The 25,956-nt window shown below is 60.5% G+C and carries 19 protein-coding genes; 10 read left to right on the top strand and 9 right to left on the bottom strand.

Annotation, left to right across the window (positions count from 1 at the left end):
- The first annotated feature begins 180 nt into the window (after positions 1-180).
- Together mngA and mngB are read left to right on the top strand one after the other, a co-directional pair.
- Positions 181-2,127, top strand: coding sequence for a PTS 2-O-a-mannosyl-D-glycerate transporter subunit IIABC (mngA, locus tag AB5Y86_RS01175; protein WP_368191830.1), 1,947 nt, complete (start codon positions 181-183; stop codon positions 2,125-2,127).
- Between the two features lie 86 nt (positions 2,128-2,213).
- A complete protein-coding gene (gene mngB / locus AB5Y86_RS01180; protein WP_368191832.1) occupies positions 2,214-4,868 on the top strand; it encodes a mannosylglycerate hydrolase in 2,655 nt (884 codons plus the stop codon).
- A 170-nt stretch (positions 4,869-5,038) separates the two neighbouring features.
- On the opposite strand, the gene AB5Y86_RS01185 is transcribed toward mngB, so the two are convergent.
- Together AB5Y86_RS01185 and AB5Y86_RS01190 are read right to left on the bottom strand one after the other, a co-directional pair.
- Positions 5,039-6,028, bottom strand: a complete 990-nt coding sequence (locus tag AB5Y86_RS01185) for a D-alanine--D-alanine ligase (protein ID WP_368191834.1) — start codon at positions 6,026-6,028, stop codon at positions 5,039-5,041.
- A 204-nt stretch (positions 6,029-6,232) separates the two neighbouring features.
- On the bottom strand, positions 6,233-6,841 hold the full coding sequence (locus AB5Y86_RS01190) for a 2OG-Fe(II) oxygenase (RefSeq protein ID WP_005344994.1): 609 nt from the start codon (positions 6,839-6,841) through the stop codon (positions 6,233-6,235).
- Positions 6,842-7,191: 350 nt separating this feature from the next.
- On the opposite strand from AB5Y86_RS01190, the gene AB5Y86_RS01195 reads away from it, so the two are divergent.
- The gene (locus AB5Y86_RS01195; RefSeq protein ID WP_368191836.1) at positions 7,192-7,668 is read left to right on the top strand and encodes a glutathione peroxidase; all 477 of its coding nucleotides are present in this window, start codon (positions 7,192-7,194) and stop codon (positions 7,666-7,668) included.
- 182 nt (positions 7,669-7,850) lie between these two features.
- A complete protein-coding gene (locus AB5Y86_RS01200; RefSeq protein WP_368191838.1) occupies positions 7,851-9,254 on the top strand; it encodes a DEAD/DEAH box helicase in 1,404 nt (467 codons plus the stop codon).
- A 111-nt stretch (positions 9,255-9,365) separates the two neighbouring features.
- Here the strand turns inward: AB5Y86_RS01200 and hutW are convergent, their stop codons facing one another.
- A complete protein-coding gene (hutW, locus tag AB5Y86_RS01205; protein WP_368191840.1) occupies positions 9,366-10,727 on the bottom strand; it encodes a heme anaerobic degradation radical SAM methyltransferase ChuW/HutW in 1,362 nt (453 codons plus the stop codon).
- Positions 10,728-10,983: 256 nt separating this feature from the next.
- On the opposite strand from hutW, the gene AB5Y86_RS01210 reads away from it, so the two are divergent.
- Entirely contained in the window at positions 10,984-12,579 is a 1,596-nt protein-coding gene (locus AB5Y86_RS01210) for a methyl-accepting chemotaxis protein (RefSeq protein WP_005360022.1), read from the top strand.
- Between the two features lie 126 nt (positions 12,580-12,705).
- Here the strand turns inward: AB5Y86_RS01210 and aroG are convergent, their stop codons facing one another.
- From aroG to AB5Y86_RS01235, 5 genes are all read right to left on the bottom strand, one after another.
- Positions 12,706-13,761 carry a 3-deoxy-7-phosphoheptulonate synthase AroG gene (gene aroG / locus AB5Y86_RS01215; RefSeq protein ID WP_005351268.1) on the bottom strand — a complete coding sequence of 352 codons (1,056 nt, stop codon included), beginning with the start codon at positions 13,759-13,761 and terminating at the stop codon, positions 12,706-12,708.
- Between the two features lie 229 nt (positions 13,762-13,990).
- Entirely contained in the window at positions 13,991-15,265 is a 1,275-nt protein-coding gene (aroA, locus tag AB5Y86_RS01220; protein WP_368191843.1) for a 3-phosphoshikimate 1-carboxyvinyltransferase, read from the bottom strand.
- A gap of 227 nt (positions 15,266-15,492) precedes the next feature.
- Positions 15,493-16,581 (bottom strand): 3-phosphoserine/phosphohydroxythreonine transaminase, encoded by a 1,089-nt coding sequence (serC, locus tag AB5Y86_RS01225; protein ID WP_335844359.1) that lies wholly within the window; start codon positions 16,579-16,581, stop codon positions 15,493-15,495.
- A 225-nt stretch (positions 16,582-16,806) separates the two neighbouring features.
- On the bottom strand, positions 16,807-17,733 hold the full coding sequence (locus AB5Y86_RS01230) for an electron transfer flavoprotein subunit alpha/FixB family protein (protein WP_368191845.1): 927 nt from the start codon (positions 17,731-17,733) through the stop codon (positions 16,807-16,809).
- A complete protein-coding gene (locus tag AB5Y86_RS01235) occupies positions 17,730-18,482 on the bottom strand; it encodes an electron transfer flavoprotein subunit beta/FixA family protein (RefSeq protein ID WP_368191847.1) in 753 nt (250 codons plus the stop codon). Before AB5Y86_RS01235 ends, AB5Y86_RS01230 begins: the two co-directional genes overlap by 4 nt.
- 169 nt (positions 18,483-18,651) lie before the next feature.
- Here AB5Y86_RS01235 and AB5Y86_RS01240 point away from each other — a divergent pair, with 169 nt between their 5' ends.
- From AB5Y86_RS01240 to AB5Y86_RS01250, 3 genes are all read left to right on the top strand, one after another.
- Positions 18,652-20,295: an electron transfer flavoprotein-ubiquinone oxidoreductase gene (locus AB5Y86_RS01240; protein ID WP_368191849.1), complete on the top strand. Its 1,644-nt coding sequence runs from the start codon at positions 18,652-18,654 to the stop codon at positions 20,293-20,295.
- 294 nt (positions 20,296-20,589) lie between these two features.
- The gene (corA, locus tag AB5Y86_RS01245) at positions 20,590-21,537 is read left to right on the top strand and encodes a magnesium/cobalt transporter CorA (protein ID WP_005337059.1); all 948 of its coding nucleotides are present in this window, start codon (positions 20,590-20,592) and stop codon (positions 21,535-21,537) included.
- A 148-nt stretch (positions 21,538-21,685) separates the two neighbouring features.
- Positions 21,686-22,147 (top strand): DUF2919 domain-containing protein, encoded by a 462-nt coding sequence (locus AB5Y86_RS01250; RefSeq protein ID WP_042657897.1) that lies wholly within the window; start codon positions 21,686-21,688, stop codon positions 22,145-22,147.
- A 12-nt stretch (positions 22,148-22,159) separates the two neighbouring features.
- Here the strand turns inward: AB5Y86_RS01250 and AB5Y86_RS01255 are convergent, their stop codons facing one another.
- Positions 22,160-22,930 (bottom strand): hypothetical protein, encoded by a 771-nt coding sequence (locus tag AB5Y86_RS01255; RefSeq protein WP_267529099.1) that lies wholly within the window; start codon positions 22,928-22,930, stop codon positions 22,160-22,162.
- Positions 22,931-23,138: 208 nt separating this feature from the next.
- Here AB5Y86_RS01255 and AB5Y86_RS01260 point away from each other — a divergent pair, with 208 nt between their 5' ends.
- Positions 23,139-23,690, top strand: a complete 552-nt coding sequence (locus AB5Y86_RS01260; protein ID WP_368191851.1) for a lipoprotein — start codon at positions 23,139-23,141, stop codon at positions 23,688-23,690.
- Between the two features lie 195 nt (positions 23,691-23,885).
- A complete protein-coding gene (locus tag AB5Y86_RS01265; RefSeq protein ID WP_368191853.1) occupies positions 23,886-25,883 on the top strand; it encodes a hypothetical protein in 1,998 nt (665 codons plus the stop codon).
- The last annotated feature ends 73 nt before the right edge of the window (positions 25,884-25,956 follow it).

Genomic DNA, 25,956 nt, shown 5'->3' on the forward strand with positions numbered 1-25,956 from the left:
GCAGACAAAACGGCTCGGCCCCATTTGACCTAATAAATCACCTTGACAGAACAATACAAAAACAATACAAATAACGAATTGTATGATACCACTCACAAAAATCAGTCGGCCGGTTTGTTAGCATCGCTGTCACTTTCACCATGACGGCTTGCTGGCAAGCCAACCTGACAGAGGATCATCATGAATCTGACCAGTCTTACCGGCCCCCATCTCATCACGTTGCAAACCCGGTTTGCCGATCGGGATGCGGCCATTCATGCCCTGGCTGATCGGCTCGATCAGGCCGGCAAGCTGCACGACAAGGCCGCCTTTCTGGCCGCGGTCATGGCCCGCGAGGCGCAGGGCCCCACCGCCCTTGGCGAAGGGCTGGCGGTGCCACACGGCAAGTGCGATGCGGTGCGTGAAGCAGCCTTTGCCGTCGCCACCTTGAGCGAGGAGCTGGGCTGGGAGGGGATCGACGGCCCCGAGCCGGTCAACCTGATCTTCATGCTGGCGATCCCGACCGATCAGGCGGGCTCCACCCATATGCAGCTGCTCACCACCCTCACCACTGCCCTGGTGGATGACGATACCCGCGAGGCGGTGCTGGCGGCCCAGAGTGCCGAGCAGCTGATGGCACTGCTCGATGGTGAGGGGGATAGTGGCAAGCTACCAGCAAAAGAAGACAAATCAGATACAAATCAACCCGCAGTGGTCTGTGTCACCGCCTGCCCGGCGGGGATCGCCCACACCTATATGGCTGCCGAGTATCTGGAAAAGGCGGGGCGCAAGCTGGGCATTCGGGTACTGGTCGAAAAGCAGGGTGCCAACGGCATCGAGGATCGCTTGCCGCAAGAGGCGCTCGATGCTGCGGTGGCCTGCATCTTCGCCGCCGAGGTGGCCATCAAGGAGCAGGAGCGTTTTGCTGGCATCCCCCGTATCGAGACACCGGTGGCCGAGCCCATCCGCCATGCCGAGCGGATCCTCAATGATGCGCTGGAAGCGGCCAAGGCCGGTCGCACCGCCTCGACGCCCAACACCAGCCAGAGCGACGCGCCGACCGGCAAGAAGGTGGGCCTCAAGACCGAGCTCAAGCAGGCGCTGCTGAGCGGTATCTCCTTTGCCGTGCCGCTGATCGTGGCAGGCGGTACCGTGCTCGCCGTCTCTATGCTGCTGGCCCAGATCTTCGGCCTGCAACATCTGTTTGATACCGAGAACTCCTGGCTCTGGATGTACCGCAAGCTGGGCGGTGGCATGCTGGGCACCCTGATGGTGCCGGTGCTGGCGGCCTATACCGCCTATTCGCTGGCAGACAAACCGGCGCTGGGCCCAGGCTTTGCGGCGGGACTGGCCGCCAACATGATTGGCTCCGGCTTCCTCGGCGGCGTGGTCGGTGGCCTGATCGCCGGTTACCTGATGCGCTGGGTCAAGCAGCATGTGCGTCTGAGCCCCAACTTCAACGGCTTTCTCACCTTTTACCTCTATCCGGTGATCGGCACCCTGGTGGCGGGCAGCCTGATGCTGTTTGTCATCGGCCAGCCGGTAGCCTGGCTCAACAACAGCCTCACCGAGTGGCTCAACGGCCTCTCCGGCACCAATGCGCTGGTACTGGGCGCCCTGCTCGGCTTTATGTGCTCGTTTGACCTGGGTGGCCCGGTCAACAAGGCGGCCTACGCCTTCTGCCTCGGCGCCATGGCCAACGGGGTTTACGGCCCCTACGCCATCTTCGGCGCAGTCAAGATGGTCTCGGCCTTTACCGTCACTTTCTCCACCCTGCTGGCGCCACGCCTGTTCCAGACCTTCGAGATCGAGACCGGCAAATCGACCTGGCTATTGGGGCTGGCGGGGATCACCGAGGGCGCCATTCCGATGGCCATCGAAGATCCAATCCGGGTGATCGGCTCCTTCCTCGCAGGCTCGGTGGTCACCGGCGCCATGGTGGGTGCCATGGGGATTGGTCTCTCCACCCCGGGGGCCGGCATCTTCTCCCTCTTCCTGCTCCACGATGGTGGCCATGGCGCCCTGACGGCTGCCGCCGTCTGGCTCGGTGCGGCGCTGGTGGGCACCCTTATCTCCACTGTGGTGCTGATCGGCTGGCGCCGTCACGCCATGCAGCGCGGCACCTATCAGGTGGTCGCCGCAGAGTAAGGCTCATCTTCACCACCACTTTTTGAACAGACTATTTTTCCGCACGGCAGGCAAGGGCCGCCGTGCGCCAGCAAAGGATCATTGTCATGACAGTTTCACGAGTTCACATCACGCCGCACATGCACTGGGATCGGGAGTGGTACTTCACCACCGAGGAGTCCCGCATCCTGCTGGTCAACAACATGGCGGAGATCCTGGCGCGGCTTGAATCCGACCCTGACTACAAGTTCTACGTGCTCGACGGCCAGACCGCGGTGCTGGAGGATTACTTCGCCATCCAGCCCGAGAACAAGGCCCGGGTGAAGGCGCTGGTGGAAGCGGGCAAGCTCATCATCGGCCCCTGGTACACCCAGACCGACACCATGCAGGTGAGCGGCGAGTCCATCCTGCGCAACCTGCTCTACGGGATGCGCGACTGCCTTAGCCTTGGTGAGCCGATGAAGATCGGTTACCTGCCCGACTCGTTCGGCATGTCTTCCCAACTGCCCCACATCTTCAACGGCTTCGGGATCGATCGGGCCATGTTCTGGCGCGGCTGCTCCGAGCGTCACGGTACCGACAAGACCGAGTTCCTCTGGCAGAGCAACGACGGCAGCGAGGTGACCGCTCAGGTACTGCCGCTCGGCTACGCCATCGGCAAGTACCTGCCGGAAGATGAAGCGGGCCTGCGCAAGCGGCTCGAATCCTACTTCGAGGTGCTGGAGAAGGCGTCGGTGACCAAGGATATCCTGCTGCCCAACGGCCACGATCAGATGCCGCTGCAACAGAACATCTTCGCCATTATCGACAAACTGCGGGAGATCTACCCCCAGCGTGAATTCCACATGAGCCGCTTCGAGCAGGTCTTCGAGCGCATCGAGGCGTGCCGCGACCAGCTGGCCACCCTCAAGGGGGAGTTCAACGACGGCAAATACATGCGGGTACACCGCACCATCTCCTCCACCCGGATGGACATCAAGCTGGCTCACGCCGCCATCGAGAACAAGATCGTCAACATCCTCGAACCGCTGGCAAGCATCGCCTGGGCACTCGGCTTCGAGTACCACCACGGGCTGCTTGAGAAGATGTGGAAGGAGATCATGAAGAACCACGCCCATGACAGCATCGGCTGCTGCTGCAGCGACAAGGTGCATCAGGAGGTGATGACCCGCTTCATTCTGGCCGATGACATGGCCGAGAACCTGATCCGCTTCTACATGCGCAAGATTGTCGACAACATGCCGGTGGCGCTCTGCGAAGACGGTGTGCAGGTGGCCGACAAACTCTGCCTCTTCAACCTGATGCCCTTCCCCCGTCAGGAGGTGATCAACACCAGCATCCGCATTCGTGCCCAATCCTTTGCCCTGCGCGATGAAGCAGGCCAGCCGGTCCCCTACTTCATCCGCGCCAGACGCGAGATTGATCCGGGTCTGGTAGACCGACAGATCGTTCACTACGGCAACTACGACCCCTTTATGGAGTACGACATCCAGCTCTGCCATCCGCTGCCGGCCATGGGCTACTGCACCCTCCATATCGAGGGCAACCAGCCGGGACTGGAGCAGCCGGTGACGGCCAGCGGCGAGCTGCTGGAGAACGATTTTTACCGCATCGCCCTCAATGACAACGGCACCCTGCAGATCCTGGATAAACTGCGCGGCACCACCTTTGATCAGGTGCTCACTCTCGAAGAGGGCTCCGATGATGGCGACGAATATGACTACTCGCCATCGCGGGACGAGTGGCTGCGTTACTCCACCGAGTTTGCGGTGACCCGTGAGGTCACCCATGAAGCGTGGCAGAGCACCGCCACCCTCAAGCTTCGCATGGCCTTGCCTGCCAACCTCGCCGAGCGGGCCAGCCGCCAGTGCAGTGGTCACCTCGATGTCACCTGCCGCATCACGCTGGCGCATCAGAGTCCGCGCATCGACATCGAGCTGGAACTCGACAATCAGGCCGATGATCACAGGGTGCGAGTGCTGATCCCCACCCCCTTCCCGAGCGACACCGTGGTTTCCGATAACCAGTTTGGCTGCATCACCCGCCCCACCCGCGACAGCGCCATGGCGAACTGGGAGGCAGAAGGGTGGAAAGAGGCCCCCATTCCGGTCTGGCAGCTGATGAACTTCGTCGCCCTGCAAGATGGCAAGCAGGGGCTGGCGGTGCTGAGCGATGGTCTGCGCGAGTTTGAAGTGATTGGCGAGCAGTGTGACACCCTGGCGCTCACCCTGCTGCGCGGGGTCGGCGTACTCGGTAAAGAGGAGCTGCTGCTGCGCCCGGGTCGCCCCTCCGGCATCAAGCTGCCCACCCCGGACTCCCAGGTGCGCGGCAAGCTCAGCTGCCGTTTCAGCCTGCTGGCGTTTGCCGGTGATCACATCAGCGCCAACGTGATGCAGGCGGCGCGCAGCTACCTCACCCCGGTGCGCTGCTACAACAAGATCCCGTTCGATGCCATGAAGCTCAACAAGGCGAGCTTCACCACCCCGCTCCACTTCAGTCTGCTCACCATGGATCCCTCCGGTCCGGTGCTGAGCACCCTGAAAAAGGCAGAGGGTGAAGAGGCGCTGGTGATCCGGGTCTACAACCCGAGCGAGCAGGCTGTGCTGAAGGGTGGCAAAGTGAGCTGCGAACACGCCCTGAGCGACTGGCAAGCGGTGCGGATGGACGAACAGCCCCTGCCCCTTGAACTGGCTGATGGCGAATTTGGCGAGCTGGCGCCGTGCCACTCCCGCAGCGTGCGCTTTCGGGTGGCTCGCGGCTAACCGCCGGTAACACCCACAGCTAGCAACAGGCGGGGAAGAGTCATCCCCTCCCCGCCTGTTTATCCCTTCAAGCTGGCCTGCCCCGCTTGGTAAAGGCATAAAAAAATCCCCGCCGATTGGCGGGGATTTTTTATTGGGTTCTTCTTCATCCCGCGAGCGGGAGAGCACGCTTAGCTGGCCTTGCGCAGGATCTGCTCAAGGTAGTCGGCGAAGCGGTGACCGTGATGCTCCAGCAGTTTCGGGAACATGGAGATGGAGGTCATGCCCGGGAAGGTGTTGATTTCATTCAGCAGGATCTCCCCCTCCTCGGTCAGGAAGAAGTCGATGCGCGAGAGATGAGTCAGTTTCAGCTGACGGAACGCCTTGAGGGCATACTCGTGAATAGCGTCAGCCTGCGCCTGGGTCAGCCCCTCGGCACGCAGTGCAGTCTCGGTATGGCTGGCACTGCTGTACTTCTCTTCATAGGTGTAGAACTTGTCCTGCGGCACGCAGATCTCGCCCGGATAGGTGGCCACCAGCTCGTCACCGTACTGGTAAACCGCCACTTCCAGCTCGCGCGGCTTGACCGCTTTCTCGATCAGTACCTGCTCGGAGTAACCGAAAGCATCGGCAATGCCCTTCACCAAGTCAGCTTCGTTGCTGGCGGAGTAGCAGCCAACGGAAGAGCCCTGGGAGGCCGCCTTGATAAAGACCTTGCCCCACTTGGCCAGCGCGGCCTTCGCTTCGTCCAGCGCCGCCTCATTTTGCTCGGTCAGGAACAGGTACGGGGTGTTGGGAATGCCGATGGCGGAAAGCCACAGCTTGGTGCTGATCTTGTTGAAGCAGATCTTGCTCGCCTCGGCATCGCAACCGAGATAAGGCAATCCGGCCAGCTCGAGAAAGGATTGCAGATCGCCGGTCTCACCCGGGTAGCCGTGGATGCAGGGCACCACGTAATCCACCGGACGGGCCACGCTGTCAAACGAAAGCAGCTTGTCGAGCCCCAGCTTGCACTCGCGGCCATCGGCACTGAGCCAGCGATCGGCGAACATCTCGACGCGGGTCACTTCGACACCGGGCAGAAGGCCCAGTTGTTGCTCGAGGAAATTGGCGCTGCGCAGAGAAACTTCGTGCTCGGAGCCACCGCCGCCGCACAGCAGCAAGACATGCATGTTCTTCATTAGATGTGATCCCTTGGGAGAAGCGGCCTCGTCATGACCATTTGATAAGCCAACCACCATAAAAACCGGACGAAGCCAGATACGAACATAAGTGCGCGCCAGTGTAGCAAGGGAGATCAACCCTTGTCAGCTGATGGGAGACCCATGACCCCACTTCTTGCAGTGAAAAGTCTCCCCTGTGTCAAAATCGGGACACATTGCCACTCAGCGCGGGGGATCGACCCTTCCCATGCCGTTGCCATTGACCCGAAACCAGCCGGCAATACTGTAGCGCTCCTGATTGGCAGGCAGTACCTCGTGGGGAAACTCCTCGGAGAGAAACATGACCAGCCGGCCCCCCTTGGGGCTCACATCCATCAGAAACTGCTCCTTGTCGTCATACATGCGCAGCACTCCACCCGCTTCGGGCAGCCAGTCGTTGTTTAGGTAAAATACGGTGGTAAGACGGCGGTTGGAGCGACCGGCAAAGGCATCCCTATGGGTGGCGTAAAAATCCCCGCTGCGATAGCGGGCGAAGTGGGCCTCGTAGTCGAACAATCCCAGCATCAGCATCCGGTTGGCGGCAAGACGCAGGGACTCCATCCGGGCGAGGTAGTCGGCCACCGGCGCACCGAGGGAGGGCTCCAGCCAGTGGATCTGGTCACGGCGAATGTCGGGATTGCCCTGGTGCAGGGCGTCACGGCCGATCCCGGCCGGTTGCCATTCGCTTGGCAAACAGGCTTTGAGGGCATCCACCTCGGCGGCGGTCAAAAAATCATCCACTATCACCCATCCCCGGGTGTAAATGGCATCCATGGCAGCTTGATAGTCCAAGATTGGCTCACAATGAGTGGAAAGAGGGCGCTTTGTAGCGACTTACCGGCAAAGTCACAAACCGGTTTGCTTCTCTTGAGAAGTCCCAACATCAATACGCGAGTTGCTGCCCGCCTCCCCGCATTTTTGTCGCCAGTTGTGATCCCGCCCTGCCAAAGAGCGTATTGGCTGTCGAAACTGTGATGGCCCTTGCAATCGGGACGAGGAGGCGCCGCGGCCTCCTTGCGGTGCCAAGAGCCAGCCGATACCGTATCCGCATCGCCATGTTGCTGTTCATCCGGCGCTTGTCTCTGTCACCGACCGAACCACTCACGGCACAACCCGCGCATCATCCACGAAAGGATCTTCATATGCCTCTGCCCGATCTCACTTTGCAACGACTGGATGGTACCCCCTACCCGCTGACTCAACTGGCGGGCAAGGTAGTGCTGGTGGTCAATGTGGCCAGTCGCTGCGGTTTTACTCCCCAATATGAAGGGCTGGAAGCCCTCTATCGGGAGCTAGGCCACAAGGGGCTGGTGATTTTAGGCTTCCCCTGCAACCAATTCGGTCAGCAGGAGCCGGGGGATGCGGACGAGATCGCCCGCTTCTGCTCCCTCGACTATCCGGTCACCTTCCCCATCATGGCCAAGTGCGATGTCAACGGTGAGCATGCCCACCCCTTCTATCAGTGGCTCAAGAAAGAGAAACCGGGGCTGCTGGGGCTCGAAAACGTCAAGTGGAACTTCACCAAGTTCCTGATAGACCGCGATGGCAACGTGGTGGAGCGTTTCGCCCCCCAGACCAAACCGGAGAGTCTGGCCGAGCAGATCCGGGAGATGCTCTGATGCTCCCGCACCGTTTTACGCCACTGCGTTGAACGATTGTATGGCGGCCGGTGCGACAGCTACTGCGCATCGGCCGCTCTTTTGCTATATTACGGCCCCACTATCTTTTCCATATCGTGGCTGGCCCCACCATGCTGGCTGCCCGTTGAGCCAAAGGCTCATCTCAGGAGTTTCTCTCGAACATGTCATTCAACGAACTGGGTCTGTCTCCGCATATTCTGCGGGCCGTCAAGGAGCTGGGTTACGAACAGCCAACCCCCATCCAGCAGCAAGCGATTCCGGCCATTCTGGCCGGTCAGGATGTGCTCGGCGGCGCTCAGACAGGCACAGGCAAAACGGCCGGTTTCACCCTGCCGATGTTGCAGCGTCTGCTGGCCAACCACGGTCGTGGCCGTCGTCAGGTGCGCGCACTGGTACTGACCCCGACCCGCGAACTGGCGGCACAGGTGGGCGAGAGCATCATCAAGTATGCCCACCACCTGCCGTTCAAGACGCTGATCGCCTATGGCGGTGTCAGCATCAAGCCCAATCTGGACGCCATCAAGCTGGGGGTAGACATTCTGGTCGCCACCCCGGGCCGTCTGCTGGATCTGCTGACCCAGGGCGCCCTGACCCTGAGCCAGCTGGAAGTGCTGGTGCTGGATGAAGCGGATCGCATGCTCGACATGGGCTTTATCGTCGACATCCGCCGCATCATGAAGGCGCTGCCTGCAGAGCGGCAAACCCTGCTCTTCTCTGCCACCTTCTCAAACGACATCAAGGCGCTGGCCGATGATCTGCTCAATGATCCCACCCTGATCGAGGTGGACCCCAGCAATACTGCCGCCGAGCAGGTGACCCAGCGCATCATTCAGGTAGATCGGGAACGCCGCCGCGAGCTGCTCTCCCACATGATTGGCCGTGGCAACTGGCAGCGGGTGCTGGTGTTTGTTCGCACCAAGCAGATCGCCGACCGCCTCGCCCAGCAGATGCAAAAAGATGGTCTCAATACCGTGGCGATCCACGGTGACAAGAGCCAGGGTGCCCGCAACCGGGCGCTGGCCGATTTTCGCAGTGGCGAGGTGCGGGTGTTGGTAGCGACCGATATCGCCGCCCGCGGTCTGGACATCGATCAACTGCCCTACGTGATCAACTTTGAACTGCCCCAGATGGCGGAAGATTACATCCACCGTATCGGCCGTACCGGCCGCGCCGGTCGTGGCGGCGAGGCCATCTCGCTGGTCAGTCAGGACGAGCTGGGTCAGCTCAAGGCGATCGAAGCCCTGATCGGCCAATCCCTGACCGTGGAGATCCTGGAAGGGTATGAGCCAAGCGGCAAGCCGAGTCGCCAGACTCTGCCGGGCAGCAAGCCGGTGCAGAACCCGCCTCGGGCTCGCGGTCATGCCAACGCCAAGAGCAGCAATGCCAAGGGCAAGCCAGCCGCGGGCAAGGGCAAAGCCAAGGGTGACGCCAGCAAAAAACCTGCCCAGGCTCCTCAAAACAAGTCCCGCAAGCGGGAAGTGGTAGGCGAGGATATCGGCTTTACTCCGATGCGCCGCCTGCCCAAGGCGATGCGCGACAGCTATCAGGACAGCAGCGACGAGTAAGCTCGCGCGACGCTAACTGCCAAGCCAAAAGAGGGAGCCTGCAAGGCTCCCTCTTTTGGCTTGGATCGCTCGGAGCCATGCAAGTGCTCCGTGCAAATGCTCCGCTCGGGCTCAAACCAGCGAATGGCGCACCGCGGCGGTACCATGGCTGGGCGGCGCTGAACCATCGAGCGGATTGTGCTGCAAGAACTCGAACAAGCCAGCCTGCATATTGACGTTCCAGAAGCGTCCGGCGAGGGTGAGTTGCAACCGTGCATTCTCGATCTCGGCCAGCCCGTGCTGCTGCCAGGCGGCAAAAAGCGGCATCAGATGGGTCAGAAAAGGCGTTGGCAGACGATCCAGCGCCAGCACGCCACTGTCGAGGGCGCCACGCAGCAGACCGTCCATCCTTGCATTGGGATTGCGCCCCATCACCATCCCGGGCGCCCGCTTGCCACTGGCCAGCGCATCGTGCCAGGGGGCAAGATCACGCCCATACATCAAGCCATGGCCAAGAATGCTGCCCCCAGCACCGGCGCCAAAAGGGAGGATCTCCGCACCGCGCTTGGCCATCTGGTTATAACGACTCTGCTCGGCCGGACTGCGCCGCCAGTGGCTGCAAGAGAGACGCTCCCAGCCGTGAGCTTCCAGTTGCGCCCCGCCATAGGCATACATGGCCGCCCGCTGCTGGCCATCGGCGAGCCAATCCAGGGTGCCCTTCTCCTGCGCCCGCTCCAGATTGGTGCCCTGCATGGCGATGAGCTGGTAGAGATCGACCCCGTGTACACCGCTCGCCATCACATCACGGATATCCTGCTGCCACACGGCATCATCCTGACCGGGCAGACCAAAGATGAGATCCGCCACGATCACCGCCGCATCATCCCGGGTCAGCTCACCCAGACGGGTCAGCAGCGTCTCCCTGTCATCGAAACGGGCCGCCTGCTGACGCACCCGGGTATCAAAGCTCTGCACCCCGAATGAGAAGCGGTTGAAGCCCCCGGCCAGCGCCACCTGCCATTTCTCATCATCAAAGCCGTTGAGACGCCCCTCCAGCGTCACCTCGGCATCGGCCGCCAACGGGAAACTGCGGATCACGGCGGCCAGCATGGCCAACTCGTCGGCGCTCATGTCGGTCGGTGTACCGCCCCCCACATAGACGGCTGAAAATGGCATGCTCTGCGCCAGCGGGGTGTCAGCCGCCTGCGCAAGGGAGGCGCACAAGGCGTTGACATAGCGGTTGATCCGCGCCGGATTGGCGCCATTTTCAAAGAAATTGCAGAAGCTGCAGCGCTTGCGGCAAAACGGAATATGGATGTAGAGGGCACGCTCCTCAGCTTCACTCTCTCGCTGCCACCAGCTCTGCCAGCCAGCCTCATCCAGCGGGAAGGGGCGCATCCCTCCCCGACTGGCGTGAGCCGAGGTCTTGGCGCTAAAAGCAAACTTGAGGGGATCCGGCGTGGCAATACCGGTCATGGAAGAGGTCAGATTCATGATGGTCACTATTATCAGCAAATAATGACAATGATAACGATTATCGTTACTAGCAGTTTGTTCTGGATCAACCCGAGGAGCAGCCCCCCGCCCGAAAGGCATTTTGGCAACCTGCATTACCGATCTGCTTAACAGATTATTTACTCAAGAGTGGTTATCGTGTGCCGATAGAGAACCATCTCCCGCCGTTTCTTCGTCTACGATCAAGATGATACGGGATCACATAACAACACCAAGCGCATGGAACTTGCCCAAAATGCATAACCTCTCCTTGAACTGGAAAATATTCCTCCCTCTTGCGCTGGTCATCAGCACCACCTTTGGCCTCTGCTTCGAACTCTCCGCCTGGCTGCAACGGGATCTCGCCATCCGGCTGGCAGAGGAGAAGGTTGAGAGCATGGCCAACACCTATATGGATCAGGTGAACGTACTGATGATGACAGGTGGCATGGCCAACCGGCAGATAGTGCAGACCAAACTCAAGAGTGAAGCGGGCATCGTTGAAGCTCGTCTGGTGCGCGCGCCAGCAGTAAGCAACCTGTTTGGCCCGGGTCATCCGGATCAGAAAGCGCAGGATCCCCTCGATGAGCGAGCCATCAATCAGGGCGAAGCCATTCTGGAGCAGCAGGGCAACCGGCTCACCCTGATCAAACCGTTCAAAGCCTACAAGGAGTATCGCGGCACCCAGTGCCTCACCTGTCACCAGGTCAATGAAGGAACCGTGATGGGGGCAGTGCGGATCAGTTATGACCTCAGCCACACCTTCGGCGAGATCCGCCACAACAACCTGATCCTGAGCGGCAGTCTGGCCGCCGTTTTTAGCCTCGGCTTCGGCTTGCTCTGGTGGGTATTGCAACGCTACGTGAAACACCCCCTGCGCCAGTTGCAACTCACCATGATCCGGATGGCCAAAGAGCGCGACCTCGCCCTCCCCCTGGTCAATCACAGCCGGGATGAACTGGGACAGATGACCCGCGCCGTCAATGACATGGTGCAGGGATTCCGCCACAGCCTGCAGGAGGTGGAAGGGGCGACCCACCAGCTCTATCAGGAATCAAACCAGATCCGTCAGGTCGCGACCCAGACCGAAAACTCGGCCCGCCAGCAAGAGGGGATGACCACCCAGGTTGCCGCCGCCGTCAGCGAGCTGGCCGCCAGCTCTCATGAAGTGCGCGAACATGCCCGCCACAGCGCCGAGCTCTCCGCCCTCACCAATCAGGATGCCGCCGACACCAGCCGCCTCGCCCAGCACTCCATCACCGACATGGGCGAGATGTCGGCAGAGATCGATCGGGTGGATCAGGTTATCCAGCAACTCGACAGCCGCTGCCTGGCGGTTGACGGTGTGCTCGAGGTGATCAAGGGGATTGCCGATCAGACCAACCTGCTGGCCCTCAACGCTGCGATTGAAGCGGCCCGGGCAGGTGAGCAAGGCCGTGGCTTTGCGGTGGTGGCCGATGAAGTGCGGGCCCTCTCCAACCGCAGCCGCGCCGCCAGCGAAGAGATCTCACAGATGATCGCCGCCCTGCAAAATGAGGCCCAGAGCGCAGTTACGGTGATCGGGGATGCAAAAAGCAAAGCCGATGAGAGCATCAGCAAGACCGAAGCGACTCTGGCAGCCATGCAGAACATCATCGAGCGCATCGCCCGCATCAACGACCTCAACGCCCAGATGGCGCAGTCGGCCGAAGAGCAGGACAGGGTCTGCCATGAGGTAGACAGCTCGGTGAGCGATATTCGCAACACCTCCAACGATACCCTGGGTCAGGCGCACGCCGCCAACCTCGCCAGCATTCAGTTGGTGGAGCAGTGTCAGAAACTGGAGGCGCTGCTGAAAACCTACCGTTGGTAATCCGCTTCACATATGAAAAAGCGCGAACCGAGGGTCGCGCTTTTGCTTTATGGATTCGATTTGGCCGAATGGCATCGTTGCTGTTCCAGCGGCGCGCTGACGATTAACTACGCCGCCGGGATGACTTTAGCGGGCGTTGCGGGTTGCAACGGCATCCGCCAGGTTGCGCAGCAACACTTCGGTATCAGCCCAACCGATGCAGGCATCTGTGATGCTCTGGCCGACGGTGAGTTCACACCCTTCCACCAGATCCTGACGGCCTTCCACCAGATGGCTCTCCACCATCACACCAAACACCGCCTTGCTACCGGCACGCAGTTGGCCAGCCACATCCTCGGCCACCACCATCTGGTTCTTGAACTGCTTGCTGCTGTTGGCATGACTAAAGTCGATCATCACCTTCTGGGGCAGACCGGCCTTCTCCAGCCCCTTCACAACTTCGCTGACATGGGCCGCGCTGTAGTTCGGCTCACGACCACCACGCAGAATGATGTGACAGTCCGGGTTGCCGCGGGTCGCCACGATGGCGGAGTGACCGTATTTGGTGACCGATAGGAAGTGGTGCGGCGCACTGGCAGCGCCAATGGCATCGATGGCAACCTTGATGGTGCCGTCAGTGCCGTTCTTGAAGCCCACCGGACAGGAGAGACCGGAGGCCAGCTCGCGGTGTACCTGGGATTCGGTGGTACGGGCACCGATCGCGCCCCAGCTCATCAGATCCGCCACATATTGCGGGGTGATCATGTCGAGGAACTCGGAGGCGGTTGGCAGTCCCATGTCGTTGAGATCCAGCAACAGCTTGCGACCAATGCGCAGACCGTCGTTGATCTTGCAGCTATTGTCGAGGTACGGATCGTTGATCAGCCCCTTCCAGCCCACTGTGGTGCGCGGTTTTTCGAAGTAGACCCGCATCACGATCTCCAGCTGACCTTTCAGCTCGTCGCGCAGCGCCTTGAGGCGCTTGCCATACTCCAGCGCGGCAACCGGATCGTGGATGGAGCAAGGGCCAATCACCACCAGCAGACGATCATCTTCGCCGGCCAGGATATTGTGAATGGCCTGACGGGATTCAAAAACGGTGGACGAGGCCACCTCGGTAGCCGGAAACTTCTCAAGCACCGCAACCGGGGGTAATAACTCTTTGATTTCACTGATACGAACGTCGTCGGTTTGATGCTGCATGACAAGGCTTCCTGCTAGATGACTGCGATTAGGAAATCTCAACATAGCCCGCGACAGGGCATGTGTAAATAGGAAATTACAGCAATCACAAAACTATTTTATATGGCAGTCTTGCAAGTTATTGAAATGATGCTAAGCGAAATGACGATGCTGGTGAGGAAGGCAAAAAGGCCCGCTCAGCGCGGGCCCGAAGCGTCGGTGATGACGGGTTTGTCAGTGATCAGCCACGCTAGCTGATACTGGCCAGCTTGTCGAAGTAATCCGGGAAGGTCTTCGACGTGCACTTGGGATCATTGATGGTGACCGGTGTATCCGACAGCGCCACCAGCGAGAAGCACATGGCGATACGGTGATCGTTGTAGGTATCGATCTCGGCATGCTTGAGCTGGGTCGGCGGGGTCACGGTGATAAAGTCATGCCCCTCCTCCACTTCGACGCCCAGCTTGCGCAGCTCGGTCGCCATGGCGTGCAGACGATCGGTCTCCTTCACCCGCCAGTTGTAGATATTGCGAATGGAGGTCGGCCCCTCGGCAAACAGCGCGGCAACCGCGATGGTCATGGCCGCATCGGGAATATGGTTCATGTCCATATCCACTCCGTGCAGCGGCGCCTGCTCGGCCTCGATGAAGTCATCACCCCAGGTGATGCGCGCGCCCATCTTCTCCAGCACATCGGCGAAGTGAATATCACCCTGAATGCTGTGCTTGCCGATACCGGTGACCCGTACCTTGCCCTTGATGGCACCCGCCGCGAGGAAGTAAGAGGCGCTGGAGGCATCACCTTCCACCAGAAAGTCACCCGGGCTGATGTAGGTCTGGTTGCCCTTGATGTAGAACAGCTTGTAGTTGTCGTGCTCGATGACCACCCCGAACTGCTTCATGATGTGCAGAGTGATGTCGATGTAAGGCTTGGAGACCAGCTCCCCCTTGATGTGGATCCGGGTATCACCGGCCGCCATCGGCGCCGCCATCAAAAACGCGGTCAGGAACTGGCTGGAGACGGAGCCGTCGACATGCACATCGCCGCCCCACAGCCCCTTGGCATCCACCACCAGCGGCGGATAACCATCGTGTTTCAGGTACTGGATATGGGCACCCGCTTCACGCAGGGCATCCACCAGATGGCCGATGGGACGCTCTTCCATGCGCGGCTCGCCGCCCAGAGTATATTCACCTGAGCCGAGGCATAGCGCGGCGCAGAGCGGTCGCATGGCAGTACCGGCGTTGCCGAGGAACAGATTGACCGGCTCTTTCACCGCAAAGCTGCGACCCAGACCCTGCACGGTACACTCGGTCTTGTCGGCAGAGAGCTTGTACTTGACCCCGAGCTGGGTCAGCGCAGCCAGCATGTGACGAATGTCATCGCTGTCGAGCAGGTTGGTCAAACGGGTGGTGCCACGAGCCAGCGCCGCCAACAGCAGCGCACGGTTAGAGACACTCTTGGAGCCGGGCAGATTGACCTCACCGGCCACACGAGAAATGGGTTCCAAACGCAACGAATTCATAGACTTCCTGTGCTATCTCAAAAATAAACGCCTGTCCGGACGTTAACAGCCTGCGTCCCGCTCGGCAAGGGCACTTTCAGGGGAAATCGCACGGCAAACGCCAGCGCGCTGGTTCTGTTGAAAAAAAGACGCCGGGGTATCCCCGGCGTCTTCAATCACTGCAATAGCTGGAAGCGGCTCACTGGTTGTCACGAGAGGCCACCAGCAAACACATAGGGGCTCTGTTCTCAGCCGTTGCGCTTGGCAAAACCATCCATAAAGCTCACCAGGGCCTTCACTCCCTCCAGCGGCATGGCGTTGTAGATGCTGGCGCGCATGCCACCGACGATGCGGTGCCCTTTGAGGGCCAGCAGGCCAGCGGCTTCCGATTCGGCCAGGAACTGCTTGTCCAGCTCGGCATTTTTCAGCTGGAACGGGATGTTCATCCGCGAACGGCAGCTGACATCCACCTGATTGCCGTAGAAGCTCGACTGATCGAGATAGTCATAGAGGAAGTCGGCCTTCTCCTTGTTGCGCGCTTCCATCGCCTCGAGGCCACCCTGTTCCTTGAGCCACTCGAACACCAGACCGGCCAGATACCAGGCGTAGGTGGGCGGCGTGTTGAACATGGAGTCGTTCTTGGCAGTGAGCTTGTAGTCGAAAATCGAGGGGACATCGGCTCTCGCCTGCTCCAGCAGATCATCGCGCACGATGGCGATGGCAAGCCCGGACGGCCCGATATTTTTTTGGGCACCGGCATAGATGATGCCAAAGCGGCTCACGTCGAGAGGACGGGAGAGGATGGTGGAGGAGAGATCTGCTACCAGCGGCACCTCGCCGGTGGCCGGGATGTCGAACATCTCGATGCCGTCAATGGTTTCGTTCGGGCAGTAGTGAACATAAGCCGCATCGGAGCGAAACGCCGGGGTCGGCAGCAGGTGGGAGATCCCCTGCTCGTTCTTGGCAACCCCCTGGAAGGTCTGGATATCGCCATACTTTTTGGCTTCATCCACCGCGCTCTGGGACCAGACGCCGGTCAGCAGGAAGTCCGCCTTCTTGTTGGCGCCGCCCAGCAGGTTCATGGGCACGGCGGAGAACTGACCGCGGCCGCCGCCGTGCATGAAGAGCACCTTGTAGTTGTCCGGCACCGCCAGCAGCTCGCGCAGATCCGCTTCGGCCTTCTCGGCAACCGCCATGTAGGGCTTGCCGCGATGGGAAAGCTCCATGACCGAGGCTCCCAGCCCCTGAAAATTACAAAATTCGCGCTGGGCGCGCTCCATGACTTCAACCGGCAGCATGGCGGGGCCGGCGCAGAAGTTGTAAATCTGTTTGCTCATGACGCTTTCCGTGAGTGGATGAGAGTAATCGATGACTTGTCAGGTTTTACACAAGAGCAGCCAGCGGATCAAAGGCTTTTTGGGAGCTGGCTCAACCTTTTACCGTCACTCTGCCTCCCCCTTGCAGTAGAAAAAGCCCTGAACGGGTCAGGGCTTGCAGGGAACATGCACAGAAATGGCGGGCAGAGCGCATAAACGACCACAGCCCAGCCATTTCTGACAAATTTACAGTTTGGCGGTGAGCTCAGGCAGCAGGGTGAAGAGATCCCCCACCAACCCGTAGTCCGCCACCTGAAAGATGGGGGCGTCGCTGTCCTTGTTGATGGCCACGATCACCTTCGACTCCTTCATCCCCGCCAGATGCTGGATGGCCCCCGAAATGCCGACCGCGATATAGAGCTCGGGCGCCACCACCTTGCCGGTCTGCCCCACTTGCAGATCGTTGGCGACATATCCCGCATCAACGGCGGCCCGCGATGCCCCCACCGCCCCACCCAGCTTGTCGGCCAGCGCCTCAATCAGGGCAAACTGCGCCTTGGAGCCCAGTGCCCTGCCACCTGAGACAACCACCCGGGCGGCGGTCAATTCGGGCCTGCTGGAGCGCACCGCGCGGCGCTCGACCAGCCGGGTACGGCCAGCGAATTCGGGCACGGCCAAGTGCTCGATGAGAGCCTGTCCGCCCGTCGCCGCCTTGGCAAACGCGGTGGCCCGCACTGTCATCACTTTGACGGGCGCCGAGCTTGCCACTCTGGCAATGGCATTGCCCGCATAGATGGGGCGCAGGAAGGTGTCGTTACTCTCGATAGCCGTCACCTCGGAGAGCATCTCCACCCCGAGCCGGGCCGCCACCTGTGGCAGCAGCGCCTTGCCCATGGCACTCGCCGCCATCAGGCAGTGGCTGTAACCCTGACACCAGGTGGCCAGCAGCTTGTCCACCCCATCCAGCAGCCCGTCGGCCAGCAGGGGATGTTCGGCAAGCAGAACCTTGTCGACACCGCCGAGAGCTGCCGCCTGTTCACCCGCCTCGGTCAGCCCCTGCCCGAGCAACAGCAGATCGACCTGACCGCCGATGGCTCCGGCGGCGGTGACCAGTTGTGCCACGTTGTCGGCCAGATGGCCCTGATGATGTTCGGCAATGATCAGCACGCTCATGGCAGCACCTTCGCTTCGTGTTTGAGTTTGTCCACCAGCTCGTCCACCGAGCCCACCTTGATCCCGGCGCTGCGGGCTGGCGGCGCCATCACCCCGAGCAAACGGGTCTCGTTGGTCACCTCAACGGCGAGTGTCGAGAACGGAGCGCTATCAAGCGGCTTGCGCTTGGCCTTCATGATGTTGGGCAGCGAGGCAAAGCGCGGTTCATTCAAACGCAGATCGGCGCTCACTACCGCAGGCAACGGCATGCCGAGGGTCTCGAGGCCACCGTCGATTTCGCGGGTCACCAGCAGCTCCCCAGCTTCCACCTTGAGGGCGGACGCACAGGTCGCCAGCGGCCAATCATTGAGGGCAGCCAGCATCTGGGCCACCTGATTGTTGTCTGAATCGATGGACTGCTTGCCGAGCAGCACCAGATCCGGCTGCTCCTGCTCACACACCTTGTGCAAGGCGCGGGCGACAGTCAGCGGGGTGAGCGTCTCATCAGTGACATAATGCAGCGCCCGATCCGCCCCCAGCGCCAGCCCATGGCGCAGTTGCTCGGCGGCAGCGTCAGGGCCAAAGGTCACCACCACCAGTTCGCTGGCAACCCCGGCTTCCCGCAGCCTGACCCCCTCCTCCACCGCAATTTCACAAAAGGGGTTGATCCCCATCTTCACATTGGCCAGCTCCACGTCGGAGCCGTCTCCCTTCACCCGGATCTTGACGTTGTAGTCGACTACCCGTTTGATTGCGACCAGCAGCTTCATGGGGTCATGCCTCGTCTCTTTGGATTGAATTCATTAGTGTGCCTCTGCGTTTGTTGCAGTACGCTCTTCCCTGATTTTTTGCTTTTTCTTGTTCAGTTTTGCTTACAACTGCTTTACGTTTACGTAAACTACCAGCATTACCCTAGGCCAACCAGAGCGCAGAGGCAAGATGGAACGGGAAGCAATGGAATTTGATGTCGTCATCGTAGGTGGCGGCCCGGCGGGGATCAGCGCCGCCATCGCGTTGAAACAGCAGGATGCCAACCTCTCGGTCTGCCTGCTGGAAAAAGGTGCCGAAATTGGCGCCCATCTGCTCTCCGGTGCGCTGCTCGACCCCATCGCCCTCAAGGAGCTGCTGCCACAAAGCTGGCAGCAGGCACCGCTCGGGGTAGCGGTCAACGACGATCAGGTGCATTTGCTGCAAAGCGAGAACCGCTCCCTGCAACTCCCCGCCTGGGCGGTGCCGCCCCGGATGCACAATCAGGGTTGCCATGTGGTCAGTCTGGGCAATCTCTGCCGCTGGCTTGGCCAACAGGCGGAAAAACTGGGAGTCGAAATATACCCGGGATTTACCGCCAGCGAACTTATCATGGAAGCGGGCCGGGTCAAGGGGGTGATCACCGGCGATCTGGGGCTGGATCGGGCGGGCAATCCAAAAGCTGATCATGTGCCCGGCATGGCGCTGCTCGGCCGCTACACCCTCTTTGCCGAGGGTGCCCGCGGCCATCTCGGCAAGCAGCTGATCGCCACATTCAATCTGGCAAGCCCTGCCCAGCCCCAGCACTATGCCATCGGCTTCAAGGAGCTGTGGCAACTGCCTGCTGGCCAAGGCAAAGCAGGACAGGTGCTGCACGGCAGTGGCTGGCCCCTTGGCAAGCAGGGGGGCGGCAATAGTCACGGCGGTTTCTATCTCTATCACATGGAGGGGGATCAGGTCGCGGTCGGGCTGATTGTCGATCTCAACTACCAGAATCCCTGGCTCAGCCCGTTCGACGAATTCCAGCGCTTCAAGCATCACCCGCTTATCGCCGGCGTGTTGCAAGATGGGGAGCGCATCAGCTATGGCGCCCGCGCCATCACCAAGGGGGGCTGGCACGCCCTGCCCCGCATGCACTTCCCAGGCGGCCTGCTGATCGGCTGCGATGCCGGCACCCTCGACTTTTCCCGCATCAAGGGGATCCACACCGCCATGAAATCGGGGATACTGGCGGCAAAAACCGTCGCGATGGCGCTGCGGGGGGGCGATGAGGGAGGCCGGGATCTGGCCCAGTATGGTGACGAGCTGCACCAGAGCTGGCTAGCCCGCGAACTCAAGGCAGCGCGTAACTTCGGCGCGGCGCTTCACCGCTATGGTCCCTGGTTGGGCGGTGCCTTCAACTGGCTGGAGCAACGGCTGTTTGGCGCAAACTCGCCCTTCAAACTGCTCGATAAGGCTCACGATTACCGTCAGTTGCGCGTGGCCAGCCGCTGCGAGCCCATCCATTATCCCAAACCCGATGGCAAGCTGAGCTTTGACAAACTTTCGTCTGTGTATCTGGCCAACACCAGTCACGACGAGGATCAGCCTGGCCACCTCAAGCTGCAGGACGAGCGCATTCCGGTCGAGGTCAATCTGCCCACCTGGGCCGAACCCGCCCAACGCTATTGCCCGGCCGGGGTGTTTGAAGTGCTGGAAACGGAAGGCGCGGCCAAACTGCAGATCAACGCCGCCAACTGCATTCACTGCAAGACCTGTGACATTAAAGATCCCAGTCAAAACATCGTCTGGACACCGCCACAGGGGGGCTCCGGGCCCAATTATCCGAATATGTAATGAAGCGGGGCAGCGGCAACAAGCAGCCCCAGCTAGCCCTCCCCCAGCCAAAGGCTGGGTTCTACCCCGCATAGGCCGCTCAGGTGATCCGACCTCGCTGTTTTTTTGAACAAACAAGCTGAATCCCTGATGAATAGCCCCTGACAAGCGCGGCCCGCCCCTGTATAGTTCGCCGCATTCAGGTTTTCCATCGGCCCGATCTGCTTATCCACGGGATCGCCTTCTGCAGCGATCTAAGGCCGCATGACCTGTGCAACCATCCCTGATTACCCATGACTTTTTAAGGGGGGACAGATGATCACCGCCTACATTCTCAACAACAAGGTGCTGGATATAGTCACGCTCGGGCCTGACGACATAGTACCTGACAACACGGTCTGGCTGGATGCCTACAAGCCGGATACGGCAGAGCGAGAATGGTTGACGGGCCTGTTCCTGGAAGAGGTCCCCGACAAGGAAGAGCTCGACGACATCGAAGCATCCGCCCGTTTTTACTGGGATACCGATGGTCTGCACATTCACTCCCTGTTTCCCCAGCGGATCGGTCGTGACACCAAGGGTGTCCACGTCTCCTTTACCCTGCGCAACAACCTGCTGATCAGCATTCGTGAAGATGACATCGGGCTGGTGCGCCTGCTGCGCCACTATATGCGCCAGGATCGGCTGGAGGTGGAGGATGCCCTCGACATCCTGCTGGAGGTGCAGAACCTCAAGGTTGAGTACCTCTCCGACCTTATCGAGGATGGTTACAAGACCTTGGAAAACACCGCCGATCAGATCTTCGAGCCGGATCAGATCAACCCCATGCTGAAAGAGTTGATGGCACAGGAAGAGGCCAACGGCCAGATCCGTCTCTCTCTGCACGATACCCGCCGCGCCCTGCGTTTCCTCAAACGCAGCCTGCGCCAGCGCATGAGCCTTGAGCAGAACAAGTGGATCGACGAGATGCTGCACGACGTGGAATCTCTCTTGCCCCACACCCAGTTCCTGTTCGACAAGATCAACTTCCAGCTGGAGGCCTCCATGGGGGTGACCAATCTGGAGCAGAACAAGGTGATCAAGATCTTCTCGGTAGCCGCCGTGATCTTCCTGCCGCCGACCCTGATCGCCAGTATCTACGGCATGAACTTCGGCCGCATGCCGGAGCTCGCCTGGGAGTATGGTTATCCCATGTCACTGGTACTGATGGTGATGTCATCGCTCGGCACCGGCCTCTTCTTCAAGCGCAAAGGCTGGCTGTAACGACGTCGAGGCGCGCTGCGATATCTGAAGAAACGGATTGGGGGGCATGGCCCCCCGATTAATTTGCGCCACACCCAACGCCTTGCAAAGGACGCTTCGTCGCCCCATATCCCCTTCATCACTCAATTCAAGTGGATAACGGGCAACCATGACCCTCTACCCCGAACACCGATATGACGATCACGGCCAGTTGCGCCCGCCCCTCTGGTTCTGGCCCATCGCCCTGTTGCTGACCCGCTCGGTCTGGCTCTTTTTGATGGCAGGGGTCACCCGCGAGAGCGGCAGCGAGATCCTGACCCTCTTCTATCCGGACAAGATCACCCTCTACATCAGCCTGCTGACCGACGTGCCCGCCATGCTGGCGTTGCTCGCCTGCGGCGGCACCTATCAGCAGACCCAAAGCATTCGCGCCAGACTCCGGCGCCACAGCCCGCTGCTGCTACTCTGCTCTGCCGTCAGCGGCCTGCTGATGCAGTTGCACAGCCTCAATCTGCAAAAGTGGTCGTTCAGCTGGCCCACCGCACTGGTGCTGGTCGCCAGCCTCTGGTCACTCTGGTATCTGCTGCGCAGTCGCCAACTACGGGAATATGCCGCAGATCAGCCCCACTGACGGGGCTGACACCTATTGACGAGTGACCCGGATCTGCAGGGTCTGGCGCTCGCTCTGGCTACCTCGCCCCCCCTGTAGCTGGGTACCGAGACTGCTCCCTTGATCCACAGAATTGGTCGAAAGCTCTCCCACCGTCAGCCACTGGCCCGGGGCCCCGCTCACCTCGGTGGCACTCTGCCCACGATTGATGGTGCCCTGATCCAGCCTCGCCTGTTCGCTGCTGAGCGCAATCTGCACCCGATCGCCAATCAAGGTGGCCGTGGCATAGAGGCCGTTCACCAGCGGCATCATCCCCACCACAGTCCCCCCGTTCCATTGATAAAAGGTGACCGGCTGATAGGAGCCCATCTGCAGCAGCACGGGACGGCCCGACAGCCCGCGCACCTGCCAGCTGTCGTTCTGGCTGCGCTGGTACTGCCGGGCGTTGCCATCGACCAGCCACTGCCGCTTGGCCTCGTCGCGACTGATTGAGCCCCCCAGTTGCTGACCGCTGGCGGCCCCCTCCACCCGCCACTCGATAAGCAGGCTTTGCGGTGGCAGGTTGATCTGCGCCAGCGTGGCTTCGGCCTCCTGCAGCTGGGCTGGCGTCCCGCTCAGCACCAGCTGATTACCCATGGTACTCACCCCAAGCTGGGGATAGATCTCCTTGAGGGTCTGCACCGCCGCCTGCGCCTCGAAGACCGGGATCACTTTCACCTCAGCCCACAGCGATGGGCTCCACAGTCCCATCATGCAGCCAAGCCACAGCAGCGCCCTGCGGCCAACCTTGCCCATCCGAACCATTACGCTCTCCTCGTTCTCTGTGCGTAGACCCACACCCGCAGCCAACTGATCGGCCCTATTCCGCTCACCCGTCGATGATGAACCCGGCGGTTGCCAAAAAACAATCGGGAATGCAGCAACTCCGTGATTTCCCACGGTATGAGGCTCTCATTCCACGCCCGTTATCGCGTAAGATAGCGCCATCATAGTTGCCCAAGCGGAATCCATCATGTTGAAACAGTTGTTGTTATTCCCCCTCGCCCTGCTGCTGGGGGCCTGCTCCCTGACCCAGTACAACGTCAGCGAGGCCGAAATCAACCAGTACCTCAAAGATCAGGTCTCTTTTGAAAAACAGCTGGGGATCCCCGGCATCATGTCGAGCAAGATCCGTCTGGACGAGATGCAGAGCCGTATCGGCCGCAAACAACTGGATCGCATCGAACTCGATGCTGCCGGTGATCTGCAGGTAAGCAGCCCCCTTGGCAACCAGCAGATGAAGATCCGCTTTGCCCTGAGTGCCCGCCCGGACTATGTGGCCGATCAGGGCGCTATCTACCTGCGTGATCTCGAACTGGTCTCGGTTCAGACCGATCCGGCCAACATAGGTGCCGCATTGACCCCCATCCTGCCCACCTTCAATCAGTCGCTCTCCCTGTTCCTGTCGCAAACCCCGGTCTATCGTCTCGACAGCAGCCGAAAGAACGAAGCCAGGATCAAAGAGAAGGTTGAAGCCCTCAAGGTAGAGCCGGGCCGTCTGGTGATCCCGTTCAAGGTGCTCTGATCGCCGCCGCACTGGCACTTTCATCGCAATAAACAGATAACCGTCCTCTTCGACAGCGCACACCCGGTTTAACGTGCAGCCGAATGGGACGGTTTTTTACTTCTCAAGTTCCCCTCAACACAGCATAATGCAGACCATTCTCATTTAGATTCGTTATGAGAAGCGTCAATAATAAAACCAATGGTGAGAAGGGACATGAGAAAAACCGTACTGGTTCAGGCGATCGCCTGCGCACTGATCAGCGGCGCCGCACACGCTGCCGTCAAGGTCGAAGACAAGACATTCAATACCGCCGCCAACATGCTGGCCTATACCGAATTCGAGCTCTCCGGTGAACCGCTGGCCGAAGCGCTGGGGCTGGATCTGGATGTGCTGGATGCCAACCGTGCCGATGAGCCGACCCCGTTCGACTTCGCTGCCGGCATCGAATCCTACGAATACTCCGAAGAGGCGATGTACGCCCTCAACTACCAATCCGGCATGGGCCCGCATCTGGTGAACGGGCCGCAAAACCTGGCCCGTGGCGGCACCATGGCCTCTCTGGGGCAACGGGTGTTGGCCATGGCCGACGCAGTTGGCTTCCCGGCTGATGAAGTGCCGCAGGGCATGTATCCCCTCTCCCTGCCCTACGCCTCCGCCAACCCGGAGTTTGCCCAGGCAGTGAATACCACTCCGGTCAATGGTGACCAGATCACCATCAAGACCGCCAAAGGGACCGAGAAAACCGTCAAGACCCAGGTGCCCGCCTACTTCCGTGACTACAGCACCCTGCGCTGGAGCGGCAGTGACAACCTGCTGGTGCCCGCAGCGGTGGGCGGCATCCTGCTCAAAGAGGTGATGTGGTCGCAGGACTTCCTCGGCGGCATGCACGTAGCCGAAACCGATGAAGAGGTAGAAGCCGCCTCCGCCACCATGGATCAGGATGGCAAGCACAAGCTGGGCGTCTCTGCCGCCGATGGTTTCAACGGCATGATGCTGACCGAGCAATCCATCGACAAGCTGGCCATCATGCAGAACCAGCTTGGCTTCGATGGCAAGCAACTGGGCGCCAAGATCACCCCGCAGTACGATCCGGCCAAGGGCGTTGTCTACTTCCCCCATCAGGTGAAAGTGACCGAAACCAGCAACAACGATGCCGGTGCCATCGGCAAGCTGGAGGTGGTGGATGGTTCCGCCCAGCTGCGCGATGCCTGGATGATGCTGTGGCCGCTCTCCGAGTTCTATGCCTTCAGCGATCAGCGCAGCGCCAACACCAACCAGAACCCGGCCTTCCACGCCGTGTTTGACGGCGCGCCGTTTGCCGCCGCACCGGCAGCCAACAAGACCAATGACCTGGGCAAAGCGGTCGCGGGCAGCGATGCCTTCTCGCTGGCGATCAATCTCTCCAACCTCACCTTCAAGAACCTGGTAGCCCTGCACTTTGATGCCAAGGCTGGCACCCTGGTCGACAGCTGGCAGGCAGGCAAACAGGGCAAGCACGTCACCACCTTTGACGCCGCTTACGCACTGGTCGCCCTGCAGATCTTCCAGCGCGCTCAGGACGCGCTGCCGGTCGGTTACGCCGCCGGTGACAATGGCGAGCTGAACCTCAAGACCAAGCAGGGTCAGCAAGCGCTTGAGCTTATCCGCAAGCAGGCCGATTTCATCCTTGCCAACCTCAAGGGCAAAAATGGTCTGGTGCATGACGGCATCACCCTGGGTGGCAAGCTCGATGCCGGCCACTCCATCGATGCGCAGTTCGCCGCCATCCGTGGTCTGACCGCCGCGTTCCTCGCTACCTCCGATGCCAAGTACCGCACTGCCGCCCGCGAGCTGTTTATCGCTGCCGACAAGGCCTACTTCAATGACAAGGCGGGCACCTGGCTGGCGGGTAAACAGGGTGAATACACTCCCTGGACCCAGGCTGCCATCTCCGGCGCCCTGCGCTCTGCCATGCTGAACCTGCGCAACGAAGGGGCCGAGAAGGCGCCCGAGCTGGAGCTGGCCAAGCTGACCGGTCAGTACGTCAGCTGGTTCCGTGGCACCGTCAACGGTGGCATGCAGATGGCCGAGTGGATCGGTGACTCCGGCGAGAACATCATCGAAGGTGCCGGCAGCGACACCGATGAAGATGGCGTACCGCAAGTAACCGCTGCCGGTGGCAAGCACGGCACAGCCATGGTGATGGCCGCCAAAGCGGTGGTTAGCGAATAATCCTCGCCATTCACCAGCATGAAAAAGGGAGCCAGATTGGCTCCCTTTGCATTACAGCGTCTGACACAGTTTC

The sequence above is a fragment of the Aeromonas sp. s8 genome (assembly GCF_040907785.1).
Lineage (GTDB): Bacteria > Pseudomonadota > Gammaproteobacteria > Enterobacterales > Aeromonadaceae > Aeromonas > Aeromonas veronii.

Excerpts from the sequence above, each read along its gene's own strand:
- mngA (WP_368191830.1), top strand. The coding sequence starts at position 181 with ATGAATCTGACCAGTCTTACCGGCCCCCATCTCATCACGTTGCAAACC.
- mngB (WP_368191832.1), top strand. The coding sequence starts at position 2,214 with ATGACAGTTTCACGAGTTCACATCACGCCGCACATGCACTGGGATCGG.
- AB5Y86_RS01185 (WP_368191834.1), bottom strand. The coding sequence starts at position 6,028 with ATGAAGAACATGCATGTCTTGCTGCTGTGCGGCGGCGGTGGCTCCGAG.
- AB5Y86_RS01195 (WP_368191836.1), top strand. The coding sequence starts at position 7,192 with ATGCCTCTGCCCGATCTCACTTTGCAACGACTGGATGGTACCCCCTAC.
- AB5Y86_RS01200 (WP_368191838.1), top strand. The coding sequence starts at position 7,851 with ATGTCATTCAACGAACTGGGTCTGTCTCCGCATATTCTGCGGGCCGTC.
- hutW (WP_368191840.1), bottom strand. The coding sequence starts at position 10,727 with ATGAATCTGACCTCTTCCATGACCGGTATTGCCACGCCGGATCCCCTC.
- AB5Y86_RS01210 (WP_005360022.1), top strand. The coding sequence starts at position 10,984 with ATGCATAACCTCTCCTTGAACTGGAAAATATTCCTCCCTCTTGCGCTG.
- aroG (WP_005351268.1), bottom strand. The coding sequence starts at position 13,761 with ATGCAGCATCAAACCGACGACGTTCGTATCAGTGAAATCAAAGAGTTA.
- aroA (WP_368191843.1), bottom strand. The coding sequence starts at position 15,265 with ATGAATTCGTTGCGTTTGGAACCCATTTCTCGTGTGGCCGGTGAGGTC.
- serC (WP_335844359.1), bottom strand. The coding sequence starts at position 16,581 with ATGAGCAAACAGATTTACAACTTCTGCGCCGGCCCCGCCATGCTGCCG.
- AB5Y86_RS01230 (WP_368191845.1), bottom strand. The coding sequence starts at position 17,733 with ATGAGCGTGCTGATCATTGCCGAACATCATCAGGGCCATCTGGCCGAC.
- AB5Y86_RS01235 (WP_368191847.1), bottom strand. The coding sequence starts at position 18,482 with ATGAAGCTGCTGGTCGCAATCAAACGGGTAGTCGACTACAACGTCAAG.
- AB5Y86_RS01240 (WP_368191849.1), top strand. The coding sequence starts at position 18,652 with ATGGAACGGGAAGCAATGGAATTTGATGTCGTCATCGTAGGTGGCGGC.
- corA (WP_005337059.1), top strand. The coding sequence starts at position 20,590 with ATGATCACCGCCTACATTCTCAACAACAAGGTGCTGGATATAGTCACG.
- AB5Y86_RS01250 (WP_042657897.1), top strand. The coding sequence starts at position 21,686 with ATGACCCTCTACCCCGAACACCGATATGACGATCACGGCCAGTTGCGC.
- AB5Y86_RS01255 (WP_267529099.1), bottom strand. The coding sequence starts at position 22,930 with ATGGTTCGGATGGGCAAGGTTGGCCGCAGGGCGCTGCTGTGGCTTGGC.
- AB5Y86_RS01260 (WP_368191851.1), top strand. The coding sequence starts at position 23,139 with ATGTTGAAACAGTTGTTGTTATTCCCCCTCGCCCTGCTGCTGGGGGCC.
- AB5Y86_RS01265 (WP_368191853.1), top strand. The coding sequence starts at position 23,886 with ATGAGAAAAACCGTACTGGTTCAGGCGATCGCCTGCGCACTGATCAGC.